Raw genomic sequence first — 23,639 nt, 5'->3', positions numbered from 1 at the left:
CGCCCCTAAAACTGAGTTTTAGGGGCGTCAACTGTTACTTCGCGGGGGATGTGCGGCGTCCTCACGCGCCGAGCGTCAAAGAGGCAGGACGCCGGCACCCTTCAGATCGCGCATCACGATGGTGGAACTGAGCTTCGCGACGCCTGGCAACGCCGCGAGATGGGCGTCGTAGAGCCGCTGAAAGCCTGCCAGATCGGACGCCACGCACTTGAGCAGGTAGTCGGGATCGCCGAAGAGCCTGTAGGCCTCCACGATCTGGGTCTCTGCGACCACGGCGTCCTCGAAGTCCCGGATGGTCCCCTGCGACGTCTCCCGCAGCGTGACGAAGACGAGCGCACCGAAACCGAGCCCGACCCGTTCCAGGTCCACGTCCGCCCGGTACCCACGGATCACTCCGTCACTCTCCAGGTCCTTGAGGCGACGATGGCACGGGGCCACGGTCAGACCGACCTCCGCGGCCAGGGCCGTCGCGGTCATCCGACCATCTTTCTGAAGCGTGCGCAAAATCTTTCTGTCGATGGCATCGATCATGCAAAAAACTTACCCCATATTCCCGCGTTCCTCGGGAAAAAGGTAAGCACTTCGCGAGGATCTTTTCCTAGTCTTGCGGCATGGATTTCTCGCCCTTCCTCGGCTTCGCGGGGATCTCGCTGGCCCTCGTGATGACACCGGGCGCCGACTGGGCCTACAGCATCGCCGCCGGACTGCGCCCGGGTTCTCCGGCCCCGTCCATCGCCGGGCTGTGCACCGGGTATCTGCTCCACACCGTATTGGTGGCGGCCGGGTTCGGTGTCCTGCTGGCCGCCCAGCCGGGCCTTGTCGCCTGGCTGTCGGTCGCCGGGGCGTTCTATCTCGCCTGGCTGGGCCTGAGCACCATCCGCGCGTGGCGCTCCGTCCGGCTGGACGCCATCGGTGACGCCACCGGTGCTGAGCCGGGTTCCGTCGCCCCCGCGCCGGCCGCCGCCTCGGGGAGGAGAGCCTTCTGGCAGGGACTGGGCACCAGCGGGATCAACCCGAAAGGCGTCTTGCTCTTCGCCGCGATCATGCCCCAGTTCATCACCGTCGCGTCTCCGCTCCCCGTCGCCGCTCAGACCGCCGTGATGGGCTTCTCCCACATCGTGATCTGTGTCGTCGTCTACGGGGCAGTCGCCTTCACGGCACGGCGGCTCCTGGGCAGTCGACCGCACCTCGCGCAGAGAGTCACCCTGAGCAGCGGGATCCTCATGCTGGTCATCTCCGCGTTTCTGCTCGTGGAGCAGTCCGGACGCCTGCTGGGCTGAGCCCGGGCCGTGGCGACGGAACCACCGAGCGCTCAGGGGCCTTTCGGCTTGTTCTGTTTCACCGTCGTGTAGGCCGCATCGATGGTCGCCCGGAAAGCCGGATCGGCTGTCGCTTTGGCCACCACGGCATCCATCATCTGTCCGACGGTCCCGCTGTTGGCACATAGGAGCATGGTGCCGCCCGCGGCGAAGAACCCCACAGCGCGGTCGGCCGGACTGAGCACGGACAGCTGTTTGGCATCGCAGAGGTCATCCGACATCACGACGCCGCGGAAACCGAGATCCTGACGGAGCATGCCGCCGATCACCACCGGGGACAACGGGGCCATCCGCGCCGGATCGATCCGATCGTAGTAGGCGTTGGAGAGCATGACCCACCTGGCACCGGAGTTCACCGCATCCCGGAACGGCTGCAGGAAGGGATCCTGGCGCGTCGTCACGGAGTCATGGACATCGGTGGCGGTGTCCGTGTTGGCGGTCACCCTGCCAAGCCCCGGGAAGTGCTTGACCACGGGCTGCACGCCCGCCGCACGCATCCCCTGGGCGAAGGCGTTGCCCGACTGTGAGACGGACCCGGGCGTGAATCCGTAGTTCCGCTGGTAATAGCCGATCGGGATGTTCTGCGGGGCGAACGCAGCGGACGGCACCACGTCCAGCACCGGGGCGAGATCCATGTTGAGACCTGCGGAACGCAGTTCGCTCCCCCAGCCCTGCGCGGCGGCCTGGAGCGCGGCCGGGCCCATCTGCCCCTGATCAAGCGCACTCGGCATGGCACTGAATCCAGGCCCTCGCAGCACCTGGACCTGCCCGCCTTCCTGGTCGCTGGCGACGAGGGGCGGCACCGGCGAGGCGTAAGCCACCCCATCCCGCAATTGAGCGACCACGCCCGCGGTCGCCTGGACACCCGTCGTCGACCGTCCGCTCAGATAGACGTTCCCGACACCGCTCTGAAGTGCGGCGACGGCACGCCCCAGATCACTGCCGTCGGCCTTCGCCCCGACCAGGAAGAGCTGACCCACCCGCTGGCGCAGACTCAGACCGTCCACAGCCGGCGCCGGCTTCTGCGTCGGGGCGGCAGTGGGTTTCGGGGTGCTGCTCGGCGTCGGGCTGGCACTGGGCGTCATCGGGGACGACGACGTCGGGGAGGTCACCGGCGTGGACGCGCCAGGGCTCGGTGCGGCCGAGGTGGGGGATGCGGATGGCTGTGCCTGACAGGAACAGCCGGCCAAGCAGCTCAGGAGTGCCGCCGCCAGCGCGACTCCCCGCATCCTCGTCCGGCTGTTCCTGGTCATCGTTCCTCCGCTCAGACGGATGCCGCAGCCTTCGCCGCGGCGGGAAGGGCTGAGACGATCCGCTCCATGGCGGCGTCGTCGTGCGCGGCGGAGAGGAACCAGGCCTCGAAGACACTGGGCGGCAGGTAGACACCGGAGTCCAGCATGGAGTGGAAGAACGGCGCGTAGCGATGGGCTTCCTGTGCCTGAGCCTCGGCATAGTTGTGCACGCCGCTCGCTGAGGTTCCGAATGCGACGGAGAAGAGGTTTCCGGCACGCTGAATGGAGTGGTCCACCCCTTCAGCGTCCAGTGCGGCGGACAGGGCCGTGGACAGCTCGAGGGAACGCGCATCCACCGTGGCATAGACCTCGGGGGTGGCATGGGTCAGGGTTGCGACGCCGGCAGCCATGGCCACCGGATTACCGGACAGGGTGCCCGCCTGGTACACCGGGCCGAGCGGGGCCAGGTAGTCCATGACTTCGGCGCGACCGCCCAGCGCAGCGGTGGGCAGTCCGCCGCCGATGACCTTGCCGAAGGTGAACAGATCCGGAGCCCAGCCCTCGGTGGCTCCGGTCAGGCCCCAATAGCCCGCCCATCCGGTGCGGAACCCGGTGAGGACCTCGTCCAGGATGAGCAGGGCGCCATTGCTTTCGGTGATGCGCCGCAGCCCGGCGTTGAAGCCCTCGCCCGGGGTGACGACGCCCATGTTGGCGGGTGCGGCTTCGGTGATGACGGCGGCGATACGGCCCGGGTGGGCGGCGAAGGCGGCCTCGACGGCTGCCAGATCGTTGTAGGGCAGAACCAGCGTCTGCGAGGCCGTGGCCTCGGTGACACCGGCGCTGCCGGGCATCGCGAGAGTCGCCAGGCCGGAGCCCGCTGCGGCAAGAAGCGAGTCGACGTGGCCGTGATAGCAACCGGCGAATTTGATGACCAGCTCACGGCCGGTGAAGCCGCGGGCCAGACGGATGGCCGTCATGGTCGCCTCGGTGCCCGTGGACACCATGCGGATGCGTTCGACGGCGGGTACGCGCTGCATGACCAGCTCAGCCAGACGGCCCTCATCCTCGGTGGAGGCGCCGAAGGAGAGGCCGCGGTCGACGGCGGCATGCACGGCGTCCAGCACGGCCGGGTGTGCGTGTCCCAGGAGTGCAGGGCCCCAGGAGCAGACCAGGTCGACGTACTCCGCGCCGTCGGCGTCGTAGAGGTGAGCGCCCTTGGCCCCGGCCATGAAGCGCGGCGTGCCTCCCACGGAACCGAAGGCCCGCACGGGCGAGTTCACCCCGCCGGGCATGAGTTGCTGGGCACGGGCGAAAAGCTCTTCGGAGTGGGTCATGACTCCATTCTCCCACTCCGGGCGGCCGGATCGTTCGCCCAGGACATGCCCTGTGACGACCGTCCCAGCAGCGTCGCGCGTTCCTGGACCATCCGGGCGCGGAGCGCGTCGATGACCGCTGCGACGGCGGGTTGCCGCAAGGCGTCCGCCCGCACCACCATCCAGTACGGGAGTTGTTCACTGAACCGGTCCGGGAGAATCCTGAGCAGGTCGGGATGACGGTCGGCCATGAAACAGGGCAGGAAGCCGATTCCCGCGCCGGCCCTCGTGGCTTCGACGTGGACGAAGACATTGGTCGAGGTCAGGGCGTCCTTCATCTGAGGAGCGAGCCTGCGCGGCGCGTCCAGGTCATCCACCTGAAGCATCGAATCGACGAAGTAGACCAGGCCGTGCCGGGCGAGATCCTCCTCGTTCTCCGGCGTGCCGTGCAGGTCCAGGTAGTCGCGTGAGGCATACATGCCGAGCGTGTAGGCGCCCAGTTGGATGGCTTCGGCACGGTGCACCTGCGGCTCACCCACCACCACCTCGATGTCGACCCCTGACCGCTGCTGCTGCGCGCGGCGGGTCACGGTCACGAGCTCCACGGCGAGACCGGGATGATCCCGCCGCAGTTCCGCCACGGCCGGGGACGCGATGTAGGCGCTGAAGCCGTCGGTGGCGGTCATTCTGACCACGCCGGTGACCGGGTCATCAGCGCCGGGAGCCAGACGGCCGACGGCGTCGGCCACCTGGGCGGCGACTCCTGCCGCGCGCTCCCCCAGGGGCGTGAGTTCCCATCCGCCGGCCGCCCGCACGAGAACACGGCCGCCCAGCGCCTTTTCCAAAGCGGCGATCTTGCGCGCCACCGTCGTGTGGTTGACCCCCAGAGTCTCCGCCGCGACGGTGAAGCGCCCGGAACGTGAGACTTCCAGGAGCACCAGGAGCTGGTCGGGGGCCGGTTGCGTCATCATGGGGCCACCCTACTGGCCATGTGCATGAATGCACATGGCTGGTGCGCTTCTGGTCATTGATATGGCAAATTCGCGCATGGATACTGGCAGGGATCCAGTGACCGGTGTCACACGGCCGCAATGAGGCGATCCACAGCAACCACCGGAGGAACCCATGAACTCTGTCCCCCCAACCCAGGAAGCGGCCGCCGACCGTCCGCTTCTGACCAGGATCGTCTCGGCCTCCATGGCCGGCACGGTCGTGGAGTGGTACGACTTCTTCCTGTACGCGACGGCGTCGACCATCGTCTTCAACAAGATCCTGCTGCCCAAGATGGGCAATGAGTACGACGCGATCATCGCCGCCTTCGTCACCTACGCCGTCGGCTTCATCGCCCGGCCACTGGGCGGCGTGATCTTCGGGCACATCGGTGACCGCTTCGGCCGCAAGCAGACGCTGCAGGTCACGATCATGCTCATCGGCGCAGCCACAGTCCTCATGGGATGTCTCCCGAGCTACCAGCAGATCGGTGTCTGGGCACCGGTTCTGCTGGTCACCCTCCGCTTCATCCAGGGTCTGGCACTGGGCGGCGAGTGGGGCGGCGCCGTCCTCCTCGTGGCCGAACACGCTCCAGACGGGCAACGGGCCTTCTGGGCGTCGTGGCCTCAGGCGGCGGTCCCGCTCGGCAACGTCCTGGCGACCTTGGTCCTCTGGATCATGACCTCGGTGCTCGCTCCCTCCGAATTCCTCTCCTGGGGCTGGCGTGTGGCGTTCTGGCTCTCCGCCGTCGTGGTCCTGGTCGGATACTACATCCGCACCAAGATCACCGACGCCCCGGTCTTCCAGGAGGCCAAGGCGGAGATGGATCAGGAGAAGAGCAACGGCTACGGAGTCCTGGAGGTCCTGAAGAGGTATCCGCGCGGCGTGCTGGTGGGCATGGGCCTGCGCTTCGCGGAGAACATCCTGTACTACCTCGTGGTGACCTTTTCCATCGTCTATCTCGGCACCGCGCTCAAGGTGAACACGGCCGAGATCCTCGGAGTGATCGCCATAGCGCATCTGTGCCACTTCGTGGTGATCCCGCTGATCGGACGGTTGGCCGATCGCGTGGGCCGCAGACCCGTCTACCTTGCGGGCGCCGTTCTGGGCGGCACCTGGGGATTCTGGGCCTTCCCCGCCTTCGGCACACGCAACACCTGGGTCATCCTGCTCACGATCATCATCGGCCTGCTGTTCCACGCCCTGATGTACTCCGGCCAGCCGGCCATCATGGCGGAGATGTTCCCCACCCGCATGCGGTATTCGGGGGTCTCCATCGCCTACCAGGTGACATCGATCGTCGCGGGCTCGCTTGCACCGGTCCTGGCCACCGAATGGCTCAAATCCACCGGCTCCTGGTGGCCGACCGCCGTGTACCTCGCCTTCGCCGGAGCCGTCACTTTCGTCGCCGCAGTGGCTTTGCGCGAAACCCGCGGGATCTCGCTGCGAGCGCTCGACGCCACAGCATCCGACGGCGGGCAGCCGGCCGCCGTCGTCGTTCCTCAGACCCGTAAGGAGGCCAGGCGATGACCACGCTGCACGGCCGGAAGGCCCTCGTGACAGGTGGAGCGGCAGGCATCGGAGCGGCGGTCGCCCGGGGCCTGGCGCACGGAGGGGCTCAGGTGGTGATCGCAGATCTCGACGGAACGGCCGCAGAAACACTCGCTGCGGAGATCGGCGGCGAAGCGTGGGCGGTCGATCTGCTGGACACGACCGCGCTCGAAACCCTCAGCCTGGATTGCGACATCCTGGTCAACAACGCAGGTTTCCAGAAGGTCTCTCCCATCCAGGATTTCGATCCCGACACCTTCCGCAGGATCCAGAGGCTCATGGTGGAAGCACCGTTCCTCCTGATCCGGGCAGCGCTCCCCGGGATGTACCGGAAAGGCTGGGGCCGGGTCATCAACCTCAGCTCGGTGCACGGCCTACGGGCATCGCCCTTCAAGAGCGCCTACGTCACCGCCAAGCACGCATTGGAGGGTCTGTCGAAGGCCACGGCTCTGGAAGGCGCCGGGCACGGCGTGACCTCGAACTGCATCAACCCCGGCTATGTGCGCACCGCACTCGTGGAGCAGCAGCTCGCGGACCAGGCGGCCACACATGGCATCACCCCCTCCGAGGTGCTGGAGAGGGTGATGCTCACGGAAATGCCGGTCAAACGGCTGGTGGAACCCGAGGAGGTCGCCTCACTCGCCTGCTGGCTCGCCTCCGACGACGCCGCGATGGTCACCGGGGCGAGCTACGCGATGGACGGTGGCTGGTCCGCGCACTGAGCTGCGCAGTCAGGAGAGCATGTCGCGCACGAGCGGAGTCACGCTGGTGCCGAGAAGCTCGATGCTCTTCATCATGGCCGAGTGCGGCAGGGTGCCGTTGGAGTACTTCAGGTCGAAGCGCTGCAGCCCGAGGTTCCTGGCGGTGTTCGCGATCTTCTTCGCGACCGTCTCGGGTGATCCCACGTAAAGCGCACCATGAGCGGCGACCTGCTCGTTGAACTCGATACGGCTCGCCGGCCCCCAGCCGCGTTCGGCCCCGATCCGGTTGCGGCTCGCCAGCCAGTGCGGGAAGAACTCCTCCTGGGCCTGTTCGTCGGTCTCCGCGACGTGTCCCGGAGAGTGCACGGCGAGCGGCTGCCATTCCTTGCCCTGTTCCTCGAGCGACTTGTAGTACAGGTCGACGTAGGGACGGAAGCGCTTCGGATCACCACCGATGATGGCCAGGGTCATCGGGTACCCGTAGCTCGCGGTGCGAACCACCGATTGCGGGCTGCCGCCGACGCCGATCGAGACGGGCAGCAGCCCTTCGTTCAGCTGCGGATAGGCCATGAGCCCGCGGATCGGGCCTCGGGTGCGCCCTTCCCAGTGGATCGGCTTCTGGGAGCGGGCCTTGTCGAAGAGCGCCAGACGCTCCTCGAACAGCACCTCGTAGTCCTCAAGGTCGTAGCCGAAGAGCGGGAAGGACTCGATGAAGGAGCCACGTCCGAGCACCACTTCGGCACGGCCTCCGGAGATCGCATGCAAGGTCGAGAAACGCTGGAACACCCGGATGGGATCGTCCGAGGACAGCACGGTCACGGCGGAGGCAAGGTGGATGTTCTCCGTCTTGCCGGCGATCCCGGCCAGGACGACCTCAGGGGCGGAGACGGCGAAATCCTTGCGGTGGTGTTCCCCCACCCCGAAGCTGTGGAGGCCCACCTGGTCCGCCAGGACACCCTCGGCCACCACATCGCGGAGCACCTCCGCGTGGGTCTTGGGCTGGCCGTCATCGCCAAGAGTGACATCGCCGAAGGTATCGACGCCGATCAGAAGCGGGTTCGTGGAATCTGTATGCATATGCATCCAAACTGCGGCTCGGTGGGATTCATTCCCGGGAGTCCCCGGGTGCACCGTTTCCGGGCTCCAGTTCCCGGATCTCCACGGACCAGGCCGACCGCATCGGAGGCTCGCCACGCAGCAACGCCCGTTCCTCGGCCCAGGGGAACAACACCGGGGACCGCCAGGCGAGCAGCGAGAGCAACCGCGGAGATCCACTCCCGGCGCCCACGGCGACCAGCGCGGAGACAAGGGAGATCAGCAAGGCGAGAACCCCGCCGAAGACCGGGGCGTACCACGGCAGGAAGGCGCCTATCGAATATCCCGGGGCGACTCCTCCGGACGGTGGAAGGATGATCGGCTCCACGATGGATACGGCCGCCACGGTGAACCGCTGAAGCAGGAAAAGTGTGATCGCGACGAGCACCGGGAACGATAGACCCCGCAGAATCACGCGCCTCCACACGACCTCGGCCGTTTGCGGACGTCCGGCGATCAAGCGCTCTGCGACGAAGCGCCGCATGCCCATGACGACGGCGGACCGGAGGGACAGCAGGAGGACCAGGACGACGGCCAGGACCGGCAGCATCGGATCGGTCACCCCGACGTCGGGGGTGAAGGGTCCGGGAACCTCCACCAGTGCTTGGAAGTCGGGGCCGATGGTGTTCCACGCGATCAGGCCGCCACCGAGCAGAACCGCGGCGACACCCGCACCGATGGCGACCGGATCAAGGAGCTGTTCGATCATGGCGAGATCGGCGTTCTCAGCCCCCGGAGCAGATGTGATGGGAATGATGACGTAGCTGACGCAGAGGGTCACGAGGGTGAACACGACGATCACCCGTTCGAAAAACGCCGCCGTCTCCAGCAGCGCGAGTTCCAACACTCCTTTGCGGTCGTCCCGCACATACCGAGACCGCCCGAGGATCGCGGCACAGGTCACCACCAGGAAGACGGTGAGCGCCACGGACCACCAGCGGTTCTGCAGGACAGCACTCCCTCCCTGCGGCAGTTCCAGCCCCAGCTGCCAGAAGCACAGCAAGGCCATCACGGGGAGGGCACAGAACAGACCTTCCCAGAGCCCCCGGAACACGACCGCGGACATCGTCATCGATACGGCCTGCCTACGGGATGCGCGTCGGTACAGCCAGCGCAGAATCCACCACAGAAACAACAAGTAGGCCAGTACCGGGCCGGTCACGTACGCGCCGGGCACCGGCAACACCCGGGTCGGATCCGAAGCGATGAAGGAGACGTCGAGTCCACCGCCGAGCGCGCTGCCGGCCAGGACCAGGAGGAGCAGCACCAGCCTCAGCGGCTGTTCCTCGAGTCCGCTGAGGTCGGCTTCGTAACCCATGAGCCGGGGCAGGACGACGGTACCCGCCAGGAGCAGAACTCCTGCGGCCAGGAGGGCGGAGAGCAGCACGGCCGCGAGGACGGCTCCGAGCGTGGCGAGACCGCGGCCGGTGAAGACGTCCTGCCCCTGACTCCTGGAGGTCTCGATCCAGGATTGCCGTTCTTCCGGCCTGATACGGCCGCCCGATACGGCGATCTGCACCTCAGCCAACGCGTCCCCCTTTTGTCCCGGCACGCGGGGCGGCGCTCAGACGACGCCCCGCCGCCTGCCTGCGCAGGAGATCAGCCCTGGCGCAACCACCCGGCGAGCTCGCTCGCCCAGTACGTGAGGACCATGTTCGCACCAGCCCGCTTGATGCTCAAGACCGATTCCTGGATCGCCGCCTCGCGGTTGATCCAGCCATTCGCTGCGGCGGCCTCGATCATGGCGTACTCACCCGAGATCTGGTAGGCGGCCACGGGCACGGGGCTCATGGCTGCGACATCGGCGAGGATGTCCAGGTAGCTCATGGCGGGCTTGACCATCACCATGTCCGCCCCCTCCTCCAGGTCCAGCTGGACCTCCAGGATCGCTTCCCGCCGGTTCGAGGCGTCCATCTGATACGTCCGGCGGTCGCCCTTGAGCTGAGAGTCGACGGCTTCGCGGAACGGACCGTAGAAGGCGGAGGCGTACTTGGCCGCGTAGGCGAGAATCGAAACGTCCTGGAATCCGGCCGCGTCCAGAGCCGCACGCATGGGAGCGATCTGACCGTCCATCATGCCGGAGGGGCCGAGGACGTGGGCACCGGCCTCGGCCTGTGCCACGGCCATCCGGGCATAGATGTCCACGGTGCGGTCGTTGTCCACGCGTCCCTCGGCGTCGAGCACGCCGCAGTGCCCGTGGTCGGTGAACTCATCCAGGCACACATCGCTCATGATCACGAGCTCGTCGCCCACTTCGGCCCGCACGTCGCGGATCGCCTTGTTCAGCACTCCGTCCGGGTCCAGGCCGGCACTGCCCTCGGCGTCGCGCACCTCGGGCACGCCGAACAGCATGATGCCACCCACCCCGAGTTCCACGGCCTCAGCAGCCGCACGCCGGAGGGTGTCCGTGGTGTGCTGCACGACGCCCGGCATCGACGTGATCGGCGCAGGCTCGCTCAGCCCCTCACGGATGAAGGCGGGCAGGATCAGCTCGGAGGGAGACAGTCTGTTCTCAGCGACCAGACGGCGCAGGGCGGGGGTGGTGCGCAGACGGCGGGGGCGGTGTGAAAGTTCCATGGATCCTTCTCCTGAATGATCAACTGTTCAGCGCCGCGATGGCGGCGTCGACGATTCCGTGGGGTGTGGGGGTGGCGGCGGTGGCCGCGACGGCGAGGCCGAGGCGTTCGGCTTCGGCGGCAGTGCTCGGCCCGATCGCCAGGAAGCGGGCCCGTGGTGAAGAACCCAGGCGATCCACGACGGCACGTGCCGCGCTGGGCGAGGCAGCCACGACGACGTCGAAGGCGCCCTCCGCGTCGGCGCTGCGGGCCTCTCCGGGGCTGAGGATCGGCTCCGGGGATTCGTTCGAGGCGTCGGCATCCGGCCTGCCGAGATCCGCCGTGAGACGGCGGTCTGCCCGGGCCGGGTAGTCGACCGTGTGGTACGCGGTGACGGTGTCGACGACGTTTCCGGCCGCCCGCAGTCCCTCCGCGAGTGCGGTCCCGGCGATGTCCGCCTGTGGCAGCAGAATCCTGGCTCCAGCGGCGGTCCACAGTTCCAGCAGGCCGGCCGCGGATTGCCGGTCTTCCGGGGCGAGTTCCACGGCGAACCCGAGCTCTTCCAGAATGCTCCGGGAGCTCGGGCCGATGGTCGCCACCTTGAGCGAAGCATTGCCCAAGGCTTCGAGGCGCTGGGTGCCGAGGTACTGCAGCATCGCACGAGCGGTGGTGATGCTGCTGACCACGAGCCAGTCGTACTCCCCCGCTGCGGCGCGCTCCAGCGCCTCCACCACGGCCTTTTCCTCCTCCACCGCTTCGAAGTCGATGAGAGGGAGCAGGAATACTTCCGCCCCGGCGGTGCGGAGGGCGGCGGTCATGCCGCCGGACCGGTCGGGACTCCGGGTCAGGAGCACGGACCGTCCGGCGAGGGGAGGCTTCTCAGCCGAGGTCGGCAAAGTCCGCCACCCCGGCGTCGAGGAGTTCCTCGGCCAGCTCGATCCCGAGCAAGGTCGCACCGACCTCGGTGAAGAGGTCGCTGGCCTTCGCACGGCGTTCGTGCCGCGAACCGTCGTTTGCGCAGACCACCGCTTCGAGGTGCAGGAAGCTTCCCTTGCGATAGGCGTGAGCACCGACGGGTGCCGCGCAGCCGGCTTCCAGCCGTGCCAGCAGCGCGCGCTCAGCCGTCACCGCGAGTCGCGAGTCGTTGTCGTCGATCGCAGCGAGAGCCTGGGCGAGAACCTCCGGTGCAGTGGCCTGCGACTCGTGATGCGGGGCGTCCGCCGCGCGGGTCTCGACCGCCAGCGCGCCCTGTCCGGGCGCAGGCAGCATCACGGAGGTCTCCAGGTATTCGCTGATGACATCCGTGCGGCCCAGACGCTTCAGACCCGAGGCGGCGAGCACGACGGCGTCGAGGTCCCCCGGGGCGTCCGCGGCGTTGCCGGGCAATCCGGGCACGCGTCCAAGCCGGGTGTCGACGTTCCCCCGGATGTCCACGATCTGCACATCGGGCCGGGCCATCAGCAGCTGCGCGGCACGCCGTGGCGACCCGGTGCCGACCCGGGCGCCCTGCGGGAGGGTCTGGAGGGTCAGCCCGTCCCGGGCGCAGAGGGCGTCGCGGACGTCTTCACGCGCCGGGACAGCTGCGATCGCCAGGCCCGGCACGGCCGCCGTCGGCAGATCCTTGAGGGAGTGAACGGCGACGTCGCAACGCTCGACGAGCAGCGCGTCCCGCAGCGCGACGGCGAACACCCCGGTGCCGCCCATCTGGGACAGCGGTCCGGTCAGCACGTCGCCATCGGTCTTGATGCGGACCAGCTCGGTCTCGAAGCCCCCGACAGCGGCCAGCTGATCCGCCGTGTGCTGGGACTGGGTGACAGCCAGTTGGCTGCCGCGGGTTCCGATACGGACGCCCATGTTCCTCAAACTCCTCTGTCTGGAAGCGGCTCAGTCGTGCGTGGTGCCCAGGGTCACGCCCGCTTCGGCGATGACGGGCTTGGCGCCACGGAAGTTCTCGCAGCAACCCGGACGGCAGATGTCGTACCAGGGGCCGAGGTCCGTCACATGCGGACGCTCGGAGATGTTCTTCTCCACGGTCCGCTCGGAGATCAGATCCACCAGCCCGGCGACGAAGGTGCCGTGCGTGCCCGGGGTCGGGACGCGGACCGCCTCGATGCCGAGTTCACCGCAGGTCTCCAGGGCCTCGGTGTCGAGGTCCCAGGCGACCTCCATGTGGTCGCTCACGAAGCCGAGCGGCACGATCACAGCGCCCTTGACGCCCAGCGGGGCGATCTCCTCGAGGTGGTCGTTGATGTCCGGCTCCAGCCACGGCACGTGCGGCGCGCCGGAGCGGGACTGGTACACGAGATCCCAGGAGACGTCAGGTGCCACGACGGCCATGATGGCGCGGGCCGCGGCGAGGTGCTGCGCCACGTAGGCGGAGTTCCCCTCGAACTCGCGGGGCTCGTCCTCGCTGCGGCCTGCTGCCTCGGCGTCCCGGGTCGGGATGGAGTGGGTGGCGAAAAGCACCCGGATCTCGGAGTCACGGGAACCGTCCTCGGCGTTCAGAGCCAGGCGGACCTTCTGAAGGCCTTCCAGCGTGCCCTCGACGAACGGGAGGATGAAACCGGGGTGATCGAAGTACTGGCGCACCTTGTCCACCTGGAGCCTGCCGTCCAGACCGGTCTCCGTGAGTGCGATGCCGATGTCCTCACGGTACTGGCGGCAGCTGGAGTAGCAGGAGTAGGCGCTCGTGGTGATCATGAGGACACGGCGGTGGCCGTCGTCGTACATCTTCTGCAGGGTCTCGGGGATGTAGGGATCCCAGTTCCGGTTGCCCCAGTAGAGCGGCAGAGCGATGCCGCGCGCCGCCAGTTCCGCTTCCAGCGCCGCCTTGAGCTCGCGGTTCTGCTGGTTGATGGGGCTCACGCCGCCGAAGGCACGATAGTGGTGGCTGACCTCTTCGAGGCGCTCATCCGGGATGCCGCGGCCGCGCGTGACGTTGCGCAGGAACGGGATCACATCGTCCTGGCCTTCCGGGCCGCCGAAGGAGGCCAGCAGCACGGCGTCGTAATCGGCGGGGGCCATGCGTCCCCGCTCCGTCACGGCGTTCGGCTCGATGCTGATGTTCAGGGCTTCGAGGGCGGTGTCGAGCGGCGTGTTCATGCGAGAACCTCGGCAATCTCGGCGGCCGGGATGCGGCGGCCGGTGTAGAACGGAATTTCCTCACGGACGTGGTTGCGGGCGTCGGTGTGACGCAGATGGCGCATGAGGTCCACCAGGTCCACCAGCGCCGGGGCTTCAAGGGCCAGGATCCACTCCCAGTCACCGAGCGCGAAGGAGGCCACCGTGTTGGACTGGACCTGCGGGAACTCGCGGCCCAGCAGACCGTGGTCGCGCAGCATGCGGCCGCGCTCCTCCGCGGGAAGGATGTACCACTCGTAGGAGCGGACGAACGGGTAGACGCACAGCCATTCCTCGGCGGGCACACCACGGGAGAACGCCGGGGTGTGGCTCTTGGCGAACTCTGCGTCCCGGTGCACGCCCATGGCCGAGAAGGCCAGTTCGGTGGCCGTGAAAAGCGGGCTGCGGCGGATCTGGCGCAGCGCAGCCTGCAGTTCCTCCGGCTGGGAGCCGTGGAGCCAGAGCATCACATCGGCCTCGGCACGCATGCCGGAGACGTCGTAGGCTCCGCGCAGGGTCACGTTCTTCTCACCGAAAGCCGCGACGAGCGCTTCGAAGTCCTCAACGGCCCCCTCGGGCCGGGCTACGGACGCCGCTCCGGCACGCTTGAAGACGGCCCAGAGCGTGAAGTACTGGTTGACGGATCCCCCGGACGAGGCGTCCTGCTGCGGGCTTGTTGCGTGACTCATGATTTCAGTGTCCTCCTGCGTCGGAAGTGATCAATTTTCTACACTACGTAGAAGTTTACGTGGGCTCCGGGGTTTCCTGGGTGACAGGCCGCGAGAGCCGGGACCGGGTATCGGCGACGACGGCCGCGAGGCCCGTGCCTGACAGCCAGGCCCCCACGACATCGAGCCCCGGCACCTCGGAGCAGAGACGCCGTATTGTCTCGACCCGCTGCTTGTGCCCGACGGCGGCGAACGGCAAGGCGCCCGACCAGCGCACGACGTCGTGGTCCAGGACGTCGGAGGCTGTCAAGGAGACGCTCAGCAACTCGCCGGCATCCGCCAGGGCCGCAGCGAACAGTTCGTCATCGTTCTCGGGGCCGGAGGAGAGCCCTGCCGGCGAGCCGTCCTGCCTGCCGTAGCTCAGACGCAGCACATGGACCCCGGGAGCCACGCGATCCGCCAGCCACGGCCACTTCGCCGTCGCATGGGTCAGGGCTTTCGCCTGGACCTCCTCCACCTGAGGAGCCACCAGGATGCCGGTGCCCCTCGGCTGCGCGTCGAGTTCCGGCCGGTTCACCACCAGAGTGACGAGTTTGATCTCAGCGCCCGGCTGCGGGCGGTGCTCCTCCAGCGCAGGCACGACAGATGCCAGCAGCTCGACCGCGGCAGGACCGTCGAGAGCGACCACCAGACGGTCGCCGTCGAAGTCTCCCGCCGAGGTCCGGACCGTCCAGCCCGAAACTGTGGAGCGCTCCACAGCCTGAGCGCTCGTCTCGGTCAAGATGCGGACGCCCATCTCACGAAGCCGCTCCTCCAGACGTTCCACGAGCCGGTGCATGCCGCCGCGGATGCCGGCGACCGCAGATCCCGCTCTGCGGGCACCACCGTGAGCGGCAGAGGAGCCGTTTGCTGTCGTGGGGCCCTTTGAGGCCGCCTGGCGCTGAGCCAGGACCGCAGCACCCAGAGAACCGTGCTCAGCCATCCGGCGGCGCAGCCCCGGGGCGACCATGTCCACGTCCAGCAAGCCCGGATCGGCGGCATGGACGCCACCGACCACCGGCTCGACGAGGCGCTTGAGGACGCGACGGCCCTGTCTCAGACGTACGAGGCGAGCCACACTGCTGACATCGGGACCGGCACCGAGGGAGGCCGGAAGGACCCTGTCGAGGCTGGCCCGGAGCGAGCCGCTCCAGCCCAGGGTCCGGCGGACCTCCGCGTCCCAGGGGTCTGCCGGGATCCCGAGAACTCCGGTCCGCGGCAACTCGCGGGGTCCCTGAGGCAGACGCACCCAGGCTCCTGCCGGATTGGGCAGGACGATGTCCCCGGCGAGGCCGAGTTCCTCGAGGAGGTCGGGGATCGCATCGCTGCGCGTGGCGAAGGACTCGGCACCCGAGTCCAGCGTCAGCTCACCGACCCGATGGCTGCCCACCGAACCGCCCAGCGAGGCACGGGCCTCGAGCAATGTCACCGCTGCGCCGCCCGCCGCCAATTCATAGGCGGCCAGGAGCCCGGAGACACCTCCGCCGACGACGACGGCACGCACGGGGCCCTTCGTGGCCTCCGTGGCGCGACCTCCGCCGGATACGGATTCGGGGTGACTCTGGGACATGACCTTCAGTAGCCGATGGAGTGGATCAGGGAGACCAGCCGGGTCAGGACCTCCGGGTCCGTCTCCGGGGGAACCCCGTGGCCGAGGTTCAGCACGTGACCCGGGGCCTCGGAGCCTGCCGCGATGACTTCGCGGACGTGAGCCTCCAGAACCTCCCACGGGGCCGGAAGAAGAGCAGGATCGATATTGCCCTGCAACGGCACCGTACCGCCCAGGCGACGGCTGGCTTCATCGAGCGGCAGGCGGTAGTCGACGCCCATCACGTCCACGCCCACCCGGTGCATGGCACCGAGCAGTTCCGAGGTGCCGGTGCCGAAGTGCACCAGCGGGGCTCCGAGACCACGGACGGGCTCCAGGGCACGGGCCGAGGCAGGGGCGACGAAACGCTCGTAGTCGGCCAGGCCCAGGGAACCCGCCCAGGAATCGAAAAGCTGCGCCGCGGAAGCACCCGCTTCGAGCTGTGCCCGCAGGAAGAGGCCCGAGGCGTCTGCCGCCCAGGCGGCCAACGCCTCCCAGCTGGCCGGGTCGGCGTGCATCATCGTGCGCGGGCCCAGGTGGTCACGGGAGGGGCGCCCTTCCACCATGTAGGCGGCAAGCGTGAACGGGGCACCCGCGAAACCGATCAGCGGAGTCGACCCCAGCTCGTCCACGGTGAGACGTACCGCCTCGCGGATCGGCTCAAGCGCCTCCCACGTGAGTTTCGGAAGGCGGGCGACGTCGGCGGCGGTACGCACCGGGTGCTCCAGCACGGGACCGACCCCGGGGACGATGTCCACGCCCGCTCCCGCGAGCTTGAGAGGAATCACGATGTCGGAGAAGAAGATCCCCGCGTCGACATCGTGGCGGCGCACCGGCTGCAAGGTGATCTCGGCGGCCAGCTCCGGCTTCAGGCAGGAGTCCAGCATGGAGATGCCCTGGCGGACGGCGCGGTACTCGGGAAGGGAACGGCCGGCCTGACGCATGAACCAGACGGGACGCCGGGAAGGCTTTCCACCCCGGTACGCGGTGATCAGCGGAGAGGAAGCGGTGGCGCCCGTGACCAGAGGGTGGGCAGCCGGAAGGGCCTGGAGCATGGAAGGCATATCTTGATTGTCCCCACTCCCGGGGCCCAACTTGACGACACTTTGTCAGTGACAGAGTGTCACCGAAAACCGCGCCAGCACTGGGATCCGCGGAATCCCGGGAAGTTTTCTACAAAGGTGCGAAGAGCGTAAGATAGTGGAACTGTGGTGCTCTTCTCCCTGACGGCCACGCATGCCGACTTGAACCTTGAAACCGTTGCTCGATTGAGCAAAGGCGCTTCTGCTGTCGCCTCTGGGAGCCTGCACGCTCCCCCGCTTTCCTCCGTGCCCGAAGCTGCTCCAGCGCTGAACGGCGCCGTCGTGCTGGCCACCTGCAACCGTTTCGAGGTCTACGCAGAGGCGAGCACCGATCACGGCCTGGACGCCGCCCGAGATGAGCTCCTGCGCAGCATCACACTGCGCAGCGGCCTCGACGAGAAGACCGTCGCCCAGGCGCTCACACTGCGACACGGCCCTGAGGTGTCCAAGCATCTCTTCTCCGTCGGCGCTGGACTGGACTCCGCCGTCGTCGGCGAGCGGGAGATCGCCGGCCAGGTCCGCCGCGCGCTGATCACCGCGCAGGACTCGGGCACTGCGAGCCCCGGGCTGGTCCGGCTCTTCCAGGCCGCCAGCCGCACCGCCAAGGATGTGGGGACCCGCACCGCCCTCGGCAGCCGGGGCCTCTCGATCGTTTCCGTGGCCTTGGAACTCGCCACCGACCTTTCCGAGGACCGTGACTGGCCATCCACCAAGGTGGTGCTGTTCGGCACCGGTGCCTACGCCGGCGCCACCATGGCCTTGCTGCGGGAACGCGGTTGCACCCAGGTGGGCGTGTTCTCCGGCTCAGGACGTGCCGGCGACTTCGTCGCCGCCCGCGGTGGCGCCGCTCTCGACGCCGACAGCCTGGACGCTGCCATCGCCGAGGCCGATGTGCTCATCGGCTGCAGCGGCTCCGACCGCAGGGTCTCCGCAGCTGAACTCGCAGAGGTCCGTGGAGCCGACCCCAAACCTCTCGTCGTCATCGACCTCGCACTGAGCCGCGACTTCGACCCCGCCGTCGATGAATTGGACGGCGTCGAGTTGCTGACACTCGAGTCGGTGCGGCTGGCCGCACCGGAGGAAGCGGCGGAATCACTCCAGGAAGCCACCAGGATCGTGGCTGACGCCGCGTATGAATTCGAAGCCGAGCGCCGCTCGCGGAGCGTCGACACAGCCATCGTGGCCTTGCGGAAACACACCATGTCCGTGCTGGATTCGGAGATGGAACGCGTCCGGGCCCGGCACGGCTGCACGGCGGCTGCCGAGGAAGTCGAATTCGCTCTGCGCCGGATGGTCAAGCAATTGCTGCACACGCCCATGGTGCGCGGACGCGAACTGGCCGCGGCGGGACTCCAGGAGCAGTACGTCAATGCGATCGAGGCCCTCTACGGGATCGACGTCGCCGAGCCGCAGCCCGTAGCCGCCACCGAGGACCAGAACTGCCCTGCGCACGAGGCACGCGACCTCAGCGCCTGACGTTGCGACACCGGGGATTCACACCCCGCCCGGCGATTCACATGGTCAGTCCTTTGCGGATTCTTGCCCTCTGGAGACCCCGGGTCCATCCGTCGGTCCGGGTCCATCCGTCGGCCTGATGCCGTCGGTCTGATGCCGGCCGGGCGGAACGGTCGGGTCCCACAGACCGATCGCGGTACCGTCAGCGAGATGCGCCCTGTAGATGGCGGTCTTTGCAGAAATCACGGCGAGAGAATCCTGAAGGACGCGGATCTTCTCCCGGACAGTCGCTTCGTGCACCTCAAGGAGAGCGAGCCGGTCTTCCTCGTTCCCGGGACCGGCCTCGACGAGCGCGGCGAAGTCTTTCACCCGTGCGATGGGCATTCCGGTTTCCCTCAATGTTGTGCACAAGGTGATCCAGTAGACGATATCGGCGTCGAAGATCCGCTGTCCTCCGGGGGTCCGCTCCACCTTCATCGGGAACAGCCCTTCCCGTTCGAACCAACGGAGCGCATGAATGCCCACTCCCGTGATCTGGGAGACTTCTCCGATCGAATAGCGCTGCGGTTCCGATGTCTCGGCCCCCGGAGTATCCATGGTTGACATAGAGTTCACTCTACGTCTTACGGTCACACCATGACCTCACTGAAAACCCGTCTGAAGCGTCAGCACACCCTTCCCTCCAAGTTCAACCGTGACCACACCGCGAGCGATGTCCTCTCCGACGTCGATCTCAGCGGCAAGCGGATACTCGTCACTGGTGGCTACTCCGGTATCGGGCTGGAGATGACCCGCGCCCTTGCACAGGCGGGCGCGTCCGTCGTCGTGCTCTCTCGTCGCGCTCATCTCGCGGCCGAGACGACGGCAGGAATCGAGCGTGTCACCCTTGTCGAGTCCGATCTGTCCGAGCAACGCGATGTGCACAGACTCGTGCGCGACCTTCTCGAGGAGGGCAAGCCGTTCGATGGCGTGCTCGCCAGCGCCGGAGTGATGGCCTGCCCGGAAAAGCGAACGGGCGAAGGATGGGAATACCAGTTCGCCGTCAACCACTTGGGCCACTTCGCCCTGATCGCCGGGATACTGCCTCTTCTCGCGGATCGAGCCGCGCGCGTCGTCATGATGTCCTCCGCGGGGCACTTCACGAGCGGAATCCGCTGGGCCGATGTTCACTTCGCCTCGGAACCATACGATCCGTGGCTCGCGTACGGACAGTCAAAGAGCGCAAATGCACTGTTCGCCGCGGAACTTGCAGAACGCGGCGGCAAGATCGGAGTACAGGCATTCAGCGTCCATCCGGGCAACATCATGACCCCGCTGCAACGACACCTCACCGTGGAAGAGCAGATCGCTTTGGGCTGGGCCGACGCGTCCGGGGCGCCAAACCCTGCGCTGAAACTGAAGACCCCGGAGCAGGGCGCATCCACAGCAGTCTGGGCGTTGACGTCAGCGGAGCTGAACGACTTGAGCGGTGTGTACGTCCAGGACAACGACGTCGCTCAGGCCACAGCCGAAGCGGACATGGACATGGTGGCAGGCGGGGTGAAACCCTGGGCCCTGGACCCCTCTGACGGCACACGCCTCTGGGGCTACTCCGCCGCAGCCACCGCCGTCACACCCATCATCTGATGCGGCGCGGGGCCACGACCGCCTGCGGGGCGACAGCGCGGATCGAAAACTCCGTCACGATCCCGTGAGGCAGCTCTCCTAACCATTGACGCCGCTCGGCGTCGTCACGACATAAGGAGCTGAAATGCCCATCCGTAACGAACCGTGGCCCGAAGGAACCCCCACCTGGGTCGATCTGGGCAGCGACGACGTCGAGGCCGCGAAGGCCTTCTACACCGGACTCTTCGGCTGGGAGTATCTCTCCGGTGGCGAGGAAGCCGGTGGCTACGTCCTCGCGCAACTGGACGGCAAGGCCGTCGCCGGCCTCGGATCGAAGCAGGATCCCCAGATGCCGACCGTCTGGACCACTTACCTCGCGGCCGACGACGTCGATGCCACCACCATCAAGGTCGGTGACGCCGGTGGTCAGATCATCGCCCCACCCTTCGATGTCATGGACTCGGGGCGCATGGCGATCGCCTCCGACACCGCGGGTGCCGCTTTCGGCATCTGGCAGGCAGGAACGCACATCGGTGCCGAGCGCTACAACGAGCACGGTGCATTGTGCTGGAACGAGCTTCACACCCGTGACTACGATGCGGCTCGTGAGTTCTACCCGGCGGTGTTCGGCGTCGAATTCCATGACATCTCCGGCGAGGGCTTCGTGTACTCGACGTTCAAGCGCGCAAGCGATGGCCAGGAAGTGGGCGGCATCCACCACGACGGCCAGATGCCCGAGGGCATGCCGAACTACTGGCTCGCCTGGTTCGCCGCCGACGACGTCGACGCCGGCATCGCGAAGGCAGTCGAGCTGGGTGCCACGGTGCTGATGCCCCCGATGGACTCCCCCTTCGGCCGGATGTCAGTCATCCAGGGCCCGCAGGGCGAGGCCTTCGGCCTCATCACCCTGCCCACCGAGCAGGCCTGAGGCCTCAGGAAGAAGCCATGAAGCGAGGGGCGGCGGCACCGTGTCTCCGCCCCTCGCCGGTTGTCCTGTCTCACCGGACTCGCGCCGGCGAACTCGCTGCTTGTTCCCATTCTTCGGCCGAGCCCGCTGATCCGGTGCGAGATCGTGCCCTGACACAGCGAAATCGCACGATCTCAGCGAGTTCGGCGGCACAACACGGCGCCATGGCATTGGCTCTATAAGCTGGAAGAAGCCTCATGAGTTGGGAGAAACTGACATGAACATCGCCGTTTTGGGCACCGGAGTGGTCGGTCGCACGCTCTCTGCGCGGCTCTGCAACCTCGGGCACCACGTCATCCTGGGTACGCGCGATCCGGAAACGACGCGTGACGATGAGAACTTCAAGCAGTGGCATGCGCAGAACCCTTCCGTGGGCATCGGGCACTTCTCGGACGCAGCCGCCCAATCCGAAGTCATCGTCGTCGCCGTCGGAGGAGTGAATGCCCTCGACGTCCTGTCAGCGACGGGCCGCAGCAATCTCGAAGGAAAAGTGCTGTGGGATGTGTCGAATCCTCTCGATTTCAGCAAGGGATTCCCGCCAACCCTTTTCGTGAAGGACACCGATTCGCTCGCCGAAAGCATCCAGAGGGAATACCCTGCGGCGAAGCTGGTGAAGGCCTTGAACACGATGAGTTCCATCGTGATGGTCAACACCCATGATCTCGCGGCAGAGGGAACGACATTTCTCTGCGGAGCCGATTCCGAGGCCAAGAACGTGGTCGGCGTTCTCCTGGCCCAGCTCGGTCATCAGGACGTCCTCGACCTCGGCGACGTCACCGCCGCACGTGGCATGGAGATGGTGCTGCCCTTGTGGCTGCGTGTCATGGGCGCTCTCGGAGGACCCGAGTTCAACTTCAAGATCGTGCGAGCATCCGGCACCGAATAGATCTGCGAGCGTGCCGCCGCTGCCTGCTGCGGCACGCTGTCCCGAAGAAGCCTGCGTCCTGTGCCCTCACGAGTGGCCCGGGAACCGTTGGCCGTCTAAGCGGACGCCAATAGTCCCGTCCGAGGAAGCGAAACGATGTCAGTAGGGTTGGGACGAGGGATTCACGTAGATCGCGGGCCAGTCTGACAGCCACCGCAGGGCTGGCCAGCGACTGTGTTAGTTGTAGCCGATCACATCCCGACTGACCTCCGTGATTACGTCGTCCGGGATACCAGCAACCTTAATCCGGTAGACCGTGTTTAAACCCGGGTTGAAAACACCAAGATGAGTGATCCACTGGAACTCGGCTCGGCCGGACTTCATGCCCATGAGGTAGTACATGAGTACCTGAAGCGTGTGGTCTTTGGTCGGACCCTTGACTGAGACCTTGCAATCCCAGAGCGTGTCCGAGGTAAGGAAATCCCCGTCACCGGCAGTGACGATTTCCGTGTAGGCCCCATCGAACGTGAAGCCATCCAGCATGATCGGGCCATACTGTGCGAAGAAGGCAGCTGCTCTCGCAACCATCGTCTGAATGTTCTCAATCGTTGCAGGATCAGGCTCAGGCTGAGCATACGGGTTGTACATCCCGGGGCCAGTCCTGAATACCACGTTATATCGGACCAAGCGGCAGGCTGCCACGACGGCTGCTACGCTCGGCAGGATTCCCGGCTTAAGCTCGCCAAGCGCTTCCTTCGCATCCGAGAGCGCCGGTATCGCCGCCTGCTCAAGGAGATAGGCCCCGCGCAGTGAAGTCTCAAAAGCCTCCATTGGCGAAGCTCCGCTCGCCAGTCGGGTCAGGTAGTCCACAGCCATACCGGTGATTGAGGCGTGGACGTTTTCAGTTGAGTTCAGCACCGCGTGGTTGCTCAGCACTTCAGTGTCAAGGCTACGTGGATTGATGTATCCACCCCGTGGCTGCTTCACTTCTTGGATCCTGCGTTTCACAGTTGTCATCAGCGTAAATCCCCTTTACGACTCACCGGCTTCTCCTTGTCGGAGCTGTTCCTCGCGGATACCACCGATCCTAAAGGCGGTGACAGACAGAGTTTCCGGATTCTCTGGGCAGGGTTCCCTGGGCGGGCGCAGCGAGACCTCTCCCTCAAGCGTCGCACGGAGCGAGAACGGACTAGCTGGAGCGCTGTGCGAAGCGATGTGACCTGAGGAAATCCTGAACTCCCTCGAACTACGATTACTGTTGGACGCAGGTAACCACCGAGAGGTGTGAAAATGGAAGTTCTATGGTACTCCGCCACCGCATTCTTGGCTTTAATGACATTTTGGTTCCTGCGTTTCGCAGCAGAAGAAGAAACTGAGCGACTTTGAAGCAGACGCTCTCCCGGACCAAGAGTCATACGAGTGGCATTCCAATGACCTAACCGGCGGGCTATTGCTCGTAGCTAATGATGAGCTTGTCTTTCGACGGTTTGACTG

23 protein-coding genes are annotated in these 23,639 nt (G+C 66.7%); 8 read left to right on the top strand and 15 right to left on the bottom strand.

The genetic code is table 11. From position 1 onward, the window contains the following. Nucleotides 1-75: 75 nt before the first annotated feature. A complete protein-coding gene (locus ACIPXZ_RS02025) occupies nucleotides 76-531 on the bottom strand; it encodes an Lrp/AsnC family transcriptional regulator (protein ID WP_400590459.1) in 456 nt (151 codons plus the stop codon). 80 nt (nucleotides 532-611) lie between these two features. On the opposite strand from ACIPXZ_RS02025, the gene ACIPXZ_RS02020 reads away from it, so the two are divergent. Further along, nucleotides 612-1,280, top strand: a complete 669-nt coding sequence (locus ACIPXZ_RS02020; RefSeq protein ID WP_400590458.1) for a LysE family translocator — start codon at nucleotides 612-614, stop codon at nucleotides 1,278-1,280. Nucleotides 1,281-1,312: 32 nt separating this feature from the next. Here the strand turns inward: ACIPXZ_RS02020 and ACIPXZ_RS02015 are convergent, their stop codons facing one another. Beyond that, complete coding sequence (locus tag ACIPXZ_RS02015) at nucleotides 1,313-2,326, bottom strand: glycoside hydrolase family 3 N-terminal domain-containing protein (RefSeq protein ID WP_400590457.1); 1,014 nt, start codon at nucleotides 2,324-2,326, stop codon at nucleotides 1,313-1,315. A gap of 31 nt (nucleotides 2,327-2,357) precedes the next feature. On the opposite strand from ACIPXZ_RS02015, the gene ACIPXZ_RS02010 reads away from it, so the two are divergent. Next, nucleotides 2,358-2,492 carry a hypothetical protein gene (locus ACIPXZ_RS02010; RefSeq protein ID WP_400590456.1) on the top strand — a complete coding sequence of 45 codons (135 nt, stop codon included), beginning with the start codon at nucleotides 2,358-2,360 and terminating at the stop codon, nucleotides 2,490-2,492. A gap of 91 nt (nucleotides 2,493-2,583) precedes the next feature. On the opposite strand, the gene hemL is transcribed toward ACIPXZ_RS02010, so the two are convergent. Further along, entirely contained in the window at nucleotides 2,584-3,885 is a 1,302-nt protein-coding gene (hemL, locus tag ACIPXZ_RS02005; protein ID WP_400590455.1) for a glutamate-1-semialdehyde 2,1-aminomutase, read from the bottom strand. Next, complete coding sequence (locus tag ACIPXZ_RS02000) at nucleotides 3,882-4,835, bottom strand: LysR family transcriptional regulator (RefSeq protein ID WP_400590454.1); 954 nt, start codon at nucleotides 4,833-4,835, stop codon at nucleotides 3,882-3,884. Before ACIPXZ_RS02000 ends, hemL begins: the two co-directional genes overlap by 4 nt. A 154-nt stretch (nucleotides 4,836-4,989) precedes the next feature. Here ACIPXZ_RS02000 and ACIPXZ_RS01995 point away from each other — a divergent pair, with 154 nt between their 5' ends. After that, nucleotides 4,990-6,384 carry an MFS transporter gene (locus tag ACIPXZ_RS01995; protein ID WP_400590453.1) on the top strand — a complete coding sequence of 465 codons (1,395 nt, stop codon included), beginning with the start codon at nucleotides 4,990-4,992 and terminating at the stop codon, nucleotides 6,382-6,384. Next, nucleotides 6,381-7,127, top strand: coding sequence for a 3-hydroxybutyrate dehydrogenase (locus ACIPXZ_RS01990; protein WP_400590452.1), 747 nt, complete (start codon nucleotides 6,381-6,383; stop codon nucleotides 7,125-7,127). The genes ACIPXZ_RS01995 and ACIPXZ_RS01990 overlap by 4 nt, the downstream gene beginning before the upstream one ends. Nucleotides 7,128-7,136: 9 nt before the next feature. Here ACIPXZ_RS01990 and ACIPXZ_RS01985 read toward each other — a convergent pair whose 3' ends face one another. From ACIPXZ_RS01985 to hemE, 9 genes are all read right to left on the bottom strand, one after another. Then, nucleotides 7,137-8,183: an LLM class flavin-dependent oxidoreductase gene (locus ACIPXZ_RS01985; protein WP_400590451.1), complete on the bottom strand. Its 1,047-nt coding sequence runs from the start codon at nucleotides 8,181-8,183 to the stop codon at nucleotides 7,137-7,139. Between the two features lie 28 nt (nucleotides 8,184-8,211). Then, a complete protein-coding gene (locus tag ACIPXZ_RS01980; RefSeq protein ID WP_400590450.1) occupies nucleotides 8,212-9,729 on the bottom strand; it encodes a hypothetical protein in 1,518 nt (505 codons plus the stop codon). 71 nt (nucleotides 9,730-9,800) lie between these two features. Then, nucleotides 9,801-10,778: a porphobilinogen synthase gene (gene hemB, locus ACIPXZ_RS01975; RefSeq protein ID WP_400590449.1), complete on the bottom strand. Its 978-nt coding sequence runs from the start codon at nucleotides 10,776-10,778 to the stop codon at nucleotides 9,801-9,803. 19 nt (nucleotides 10,779-10,797) lie between these two features. Further along, complete coding sequence (locus tag ACIPXZ_RS01970) at nucleotides 10,798-11,574, bottom strand: uroporphyrinogen-III synthase (protein ID WP_400590448.1); 777 nt, start codon at nucleotides 11,572-11,574, stop codon at nucleotides 10,798-10,800. Between the two features lie 61 nt (nucleotides 11,575-11,635). Next, entirely contained in the window at nucleotides 11,636-12,610 is a 975-nt protein-coding gene (gene hemC, locus ACIPXZ_RS01965; RefSeq protein WP_400590447.1) for a hydroxymethylbilane synthase, read from the bottom strand. 30 nt (nucleotides 12,611-12,640) lie between these two features. After that, complete coding sequence (locus ACIPXZ_RS01960; RefSeq protein WP_400590446.1) at nucleotides 12,641-13,858, bottom strand: ferrochelatase; 1,218 nt, start codon at nucleotides 13,856-13,858, stop codon at nucleotides 12,641-12,643. Further along, on the bottom strand, nucleotides 13,855-14,565 hold the full coding sequence (gene hemQ, locus ACIPXZ_RS01955) for a hydrogen peroxide-dependent heme synthase (protein ID WP_400590445.1): 711 nt from the start codon (nucleotides 14,563-14,565) through the stop codon (nucleotides 13,855-13,857). The genes ACIPXZ_RS01960 and hemQ overlap by 4 nt, the downstream gene beginning before the upstream one ends. A gap of 55 nt (nucleotides 14,566-14,620) precedes the next feature. Beyond that, nucleotides 14,621-16,153, bottom strand: a complete 1,533-nt coding sequence (hemG, locus tag ACIPXZ_RS01950) for a protoporphyrinogen oxidase (RefSeq protein ID WP_400590444.1) — start codon at nucleotides 16,151-16,153, stop codon at nucleotides 14,621-14,623. 5 nt (nucleotides 16,154-16,158) lie between these two features. Beyond that, the gene (gene hemE, locus ACIPXZ_RS01945) at nucleotides 16,159-17,235 is read right to left on the bottom strand and encodes a uroporphyrinogen decarboxylase (RefSeq protein WP_400590443.1); all 1,077 of its coding nucleotides are present in this window, start codon (nucleotides 17,233-17,235) and stop codon (nucleotides 16,159-16,161) included. Nucleotides 17,236-17,379: 144 nt separating this feature from the next. Here hemE and ACIPXZ_RS01940 point away from each other — a divergent pair, with 144 nt between their 5' ends. Next, nucleotides 17,380-18,729: a glutamyl-tRNA reductase gene (locus tag ACIPXZ_RS01940; protein ID WP_400590442.1), complete on the top strand. Its 1,350-nt coding sequence runs from the start codon at nucleotides 17,380-17,382 to the stop codon at nucleotides 18,727-18,729. Between the two features lie 45 nt (nucleotides 18,730-18,774). Here ACIPXZ_RS01940 and ACIPXZ_RS01935 read toward each other — a convergent pair whose 3' ends face one another. Continuing rightward, entirely contained in the window at nucleotides 18,775-19,314 is a 540-nt protein-coding gene (locus ACIPXZ_RS01935; protein WP_400590441.1) for a MerR family transcriptional regulator, read from the bottom strand. A 30-nt stretch (nucleotides 19,315-19,344) separates the two neighbouring features. On the opposite strand from ACIPXZ_RS01935, the gene ACIPXZ_RS01930 reads away from it, so the two are divergent. The 3 genes from ACIPXZ_RS01930 (at nucleotide 19,345) to ACIPXZ_RS01920 (ending at nucleotide 22,166) form a co-directional block, all read left to right on the top strand. Beyond that, complete coding sequence (locus ACIPXZ_RS01930) at nucleotides 19,345-20,334, top strand: SDR family NAD(P)-dependent oxidoreductase (RefSeq protein WP_400590440.1); 990 nt, start codon at nucleotides 19,345-19,347, stop codon at nucleotides 20,332-20,334. 124 nt (nucleotides 20,335-20,458) lie between these two features. Then, nucleotides 20,459-21,241, top strand: coding sequence for a VOC family protein (locus ACIPXZ_RS01925; protein WP_400590439.1), 783 nt, complete (start codon nucleotides 20,459-20,461; stop codon nucleotides 21,239-21,241). Nucleotides 21,242-21,497: 256 nt separating this feature from the next. Further along, nucleotides 21,498-22,166, top strand: coding sequence for an NADPH-dependent F420 reductase (locus ACIPXZ_RS01920; RefSeq protein ID WP_400590438.1), 669 nt, complete (start codon nucleotides 21,498-21,500; stop codon nucleotides 22,164-22,166). A 216-nt stretch (nucleotides 22,167-22,382) separates the two neighbouring features. Here ACIPXZ_RS01920 and ACIPXZ_RS01915 read toward each other — a convergent pair whose 3' ends face one another. After that, a complete protein-coding gene (locus ACIPXZ_RS01915) occupies nucleotides 22,383-23,132 on the bottom strand; it encodes a hypothetical protein (RefSeq protein ID WP_400590437.1) in 750 nt (249 codons plus the stop codon). Nucleotides 23,133-23,639: the final 507 nt, after the last annotated feature.

It is taken from the genome of Arthrobacter sp. NPDC090010 (assembly GCF_044748305.1).
In the GTDB taxonomy this organism is placed as follows: domain Bacteria; phylum Actinomycetota; class Actinomycetes; order Actinomycetales; family Micrococcaceae; genus Arthrobacter_E.
The sequence above is the reverse complement of the archived record's forward strand: the minus strand, read 5'-3'. Positions and strand labels throughout refer to the sequence as shown.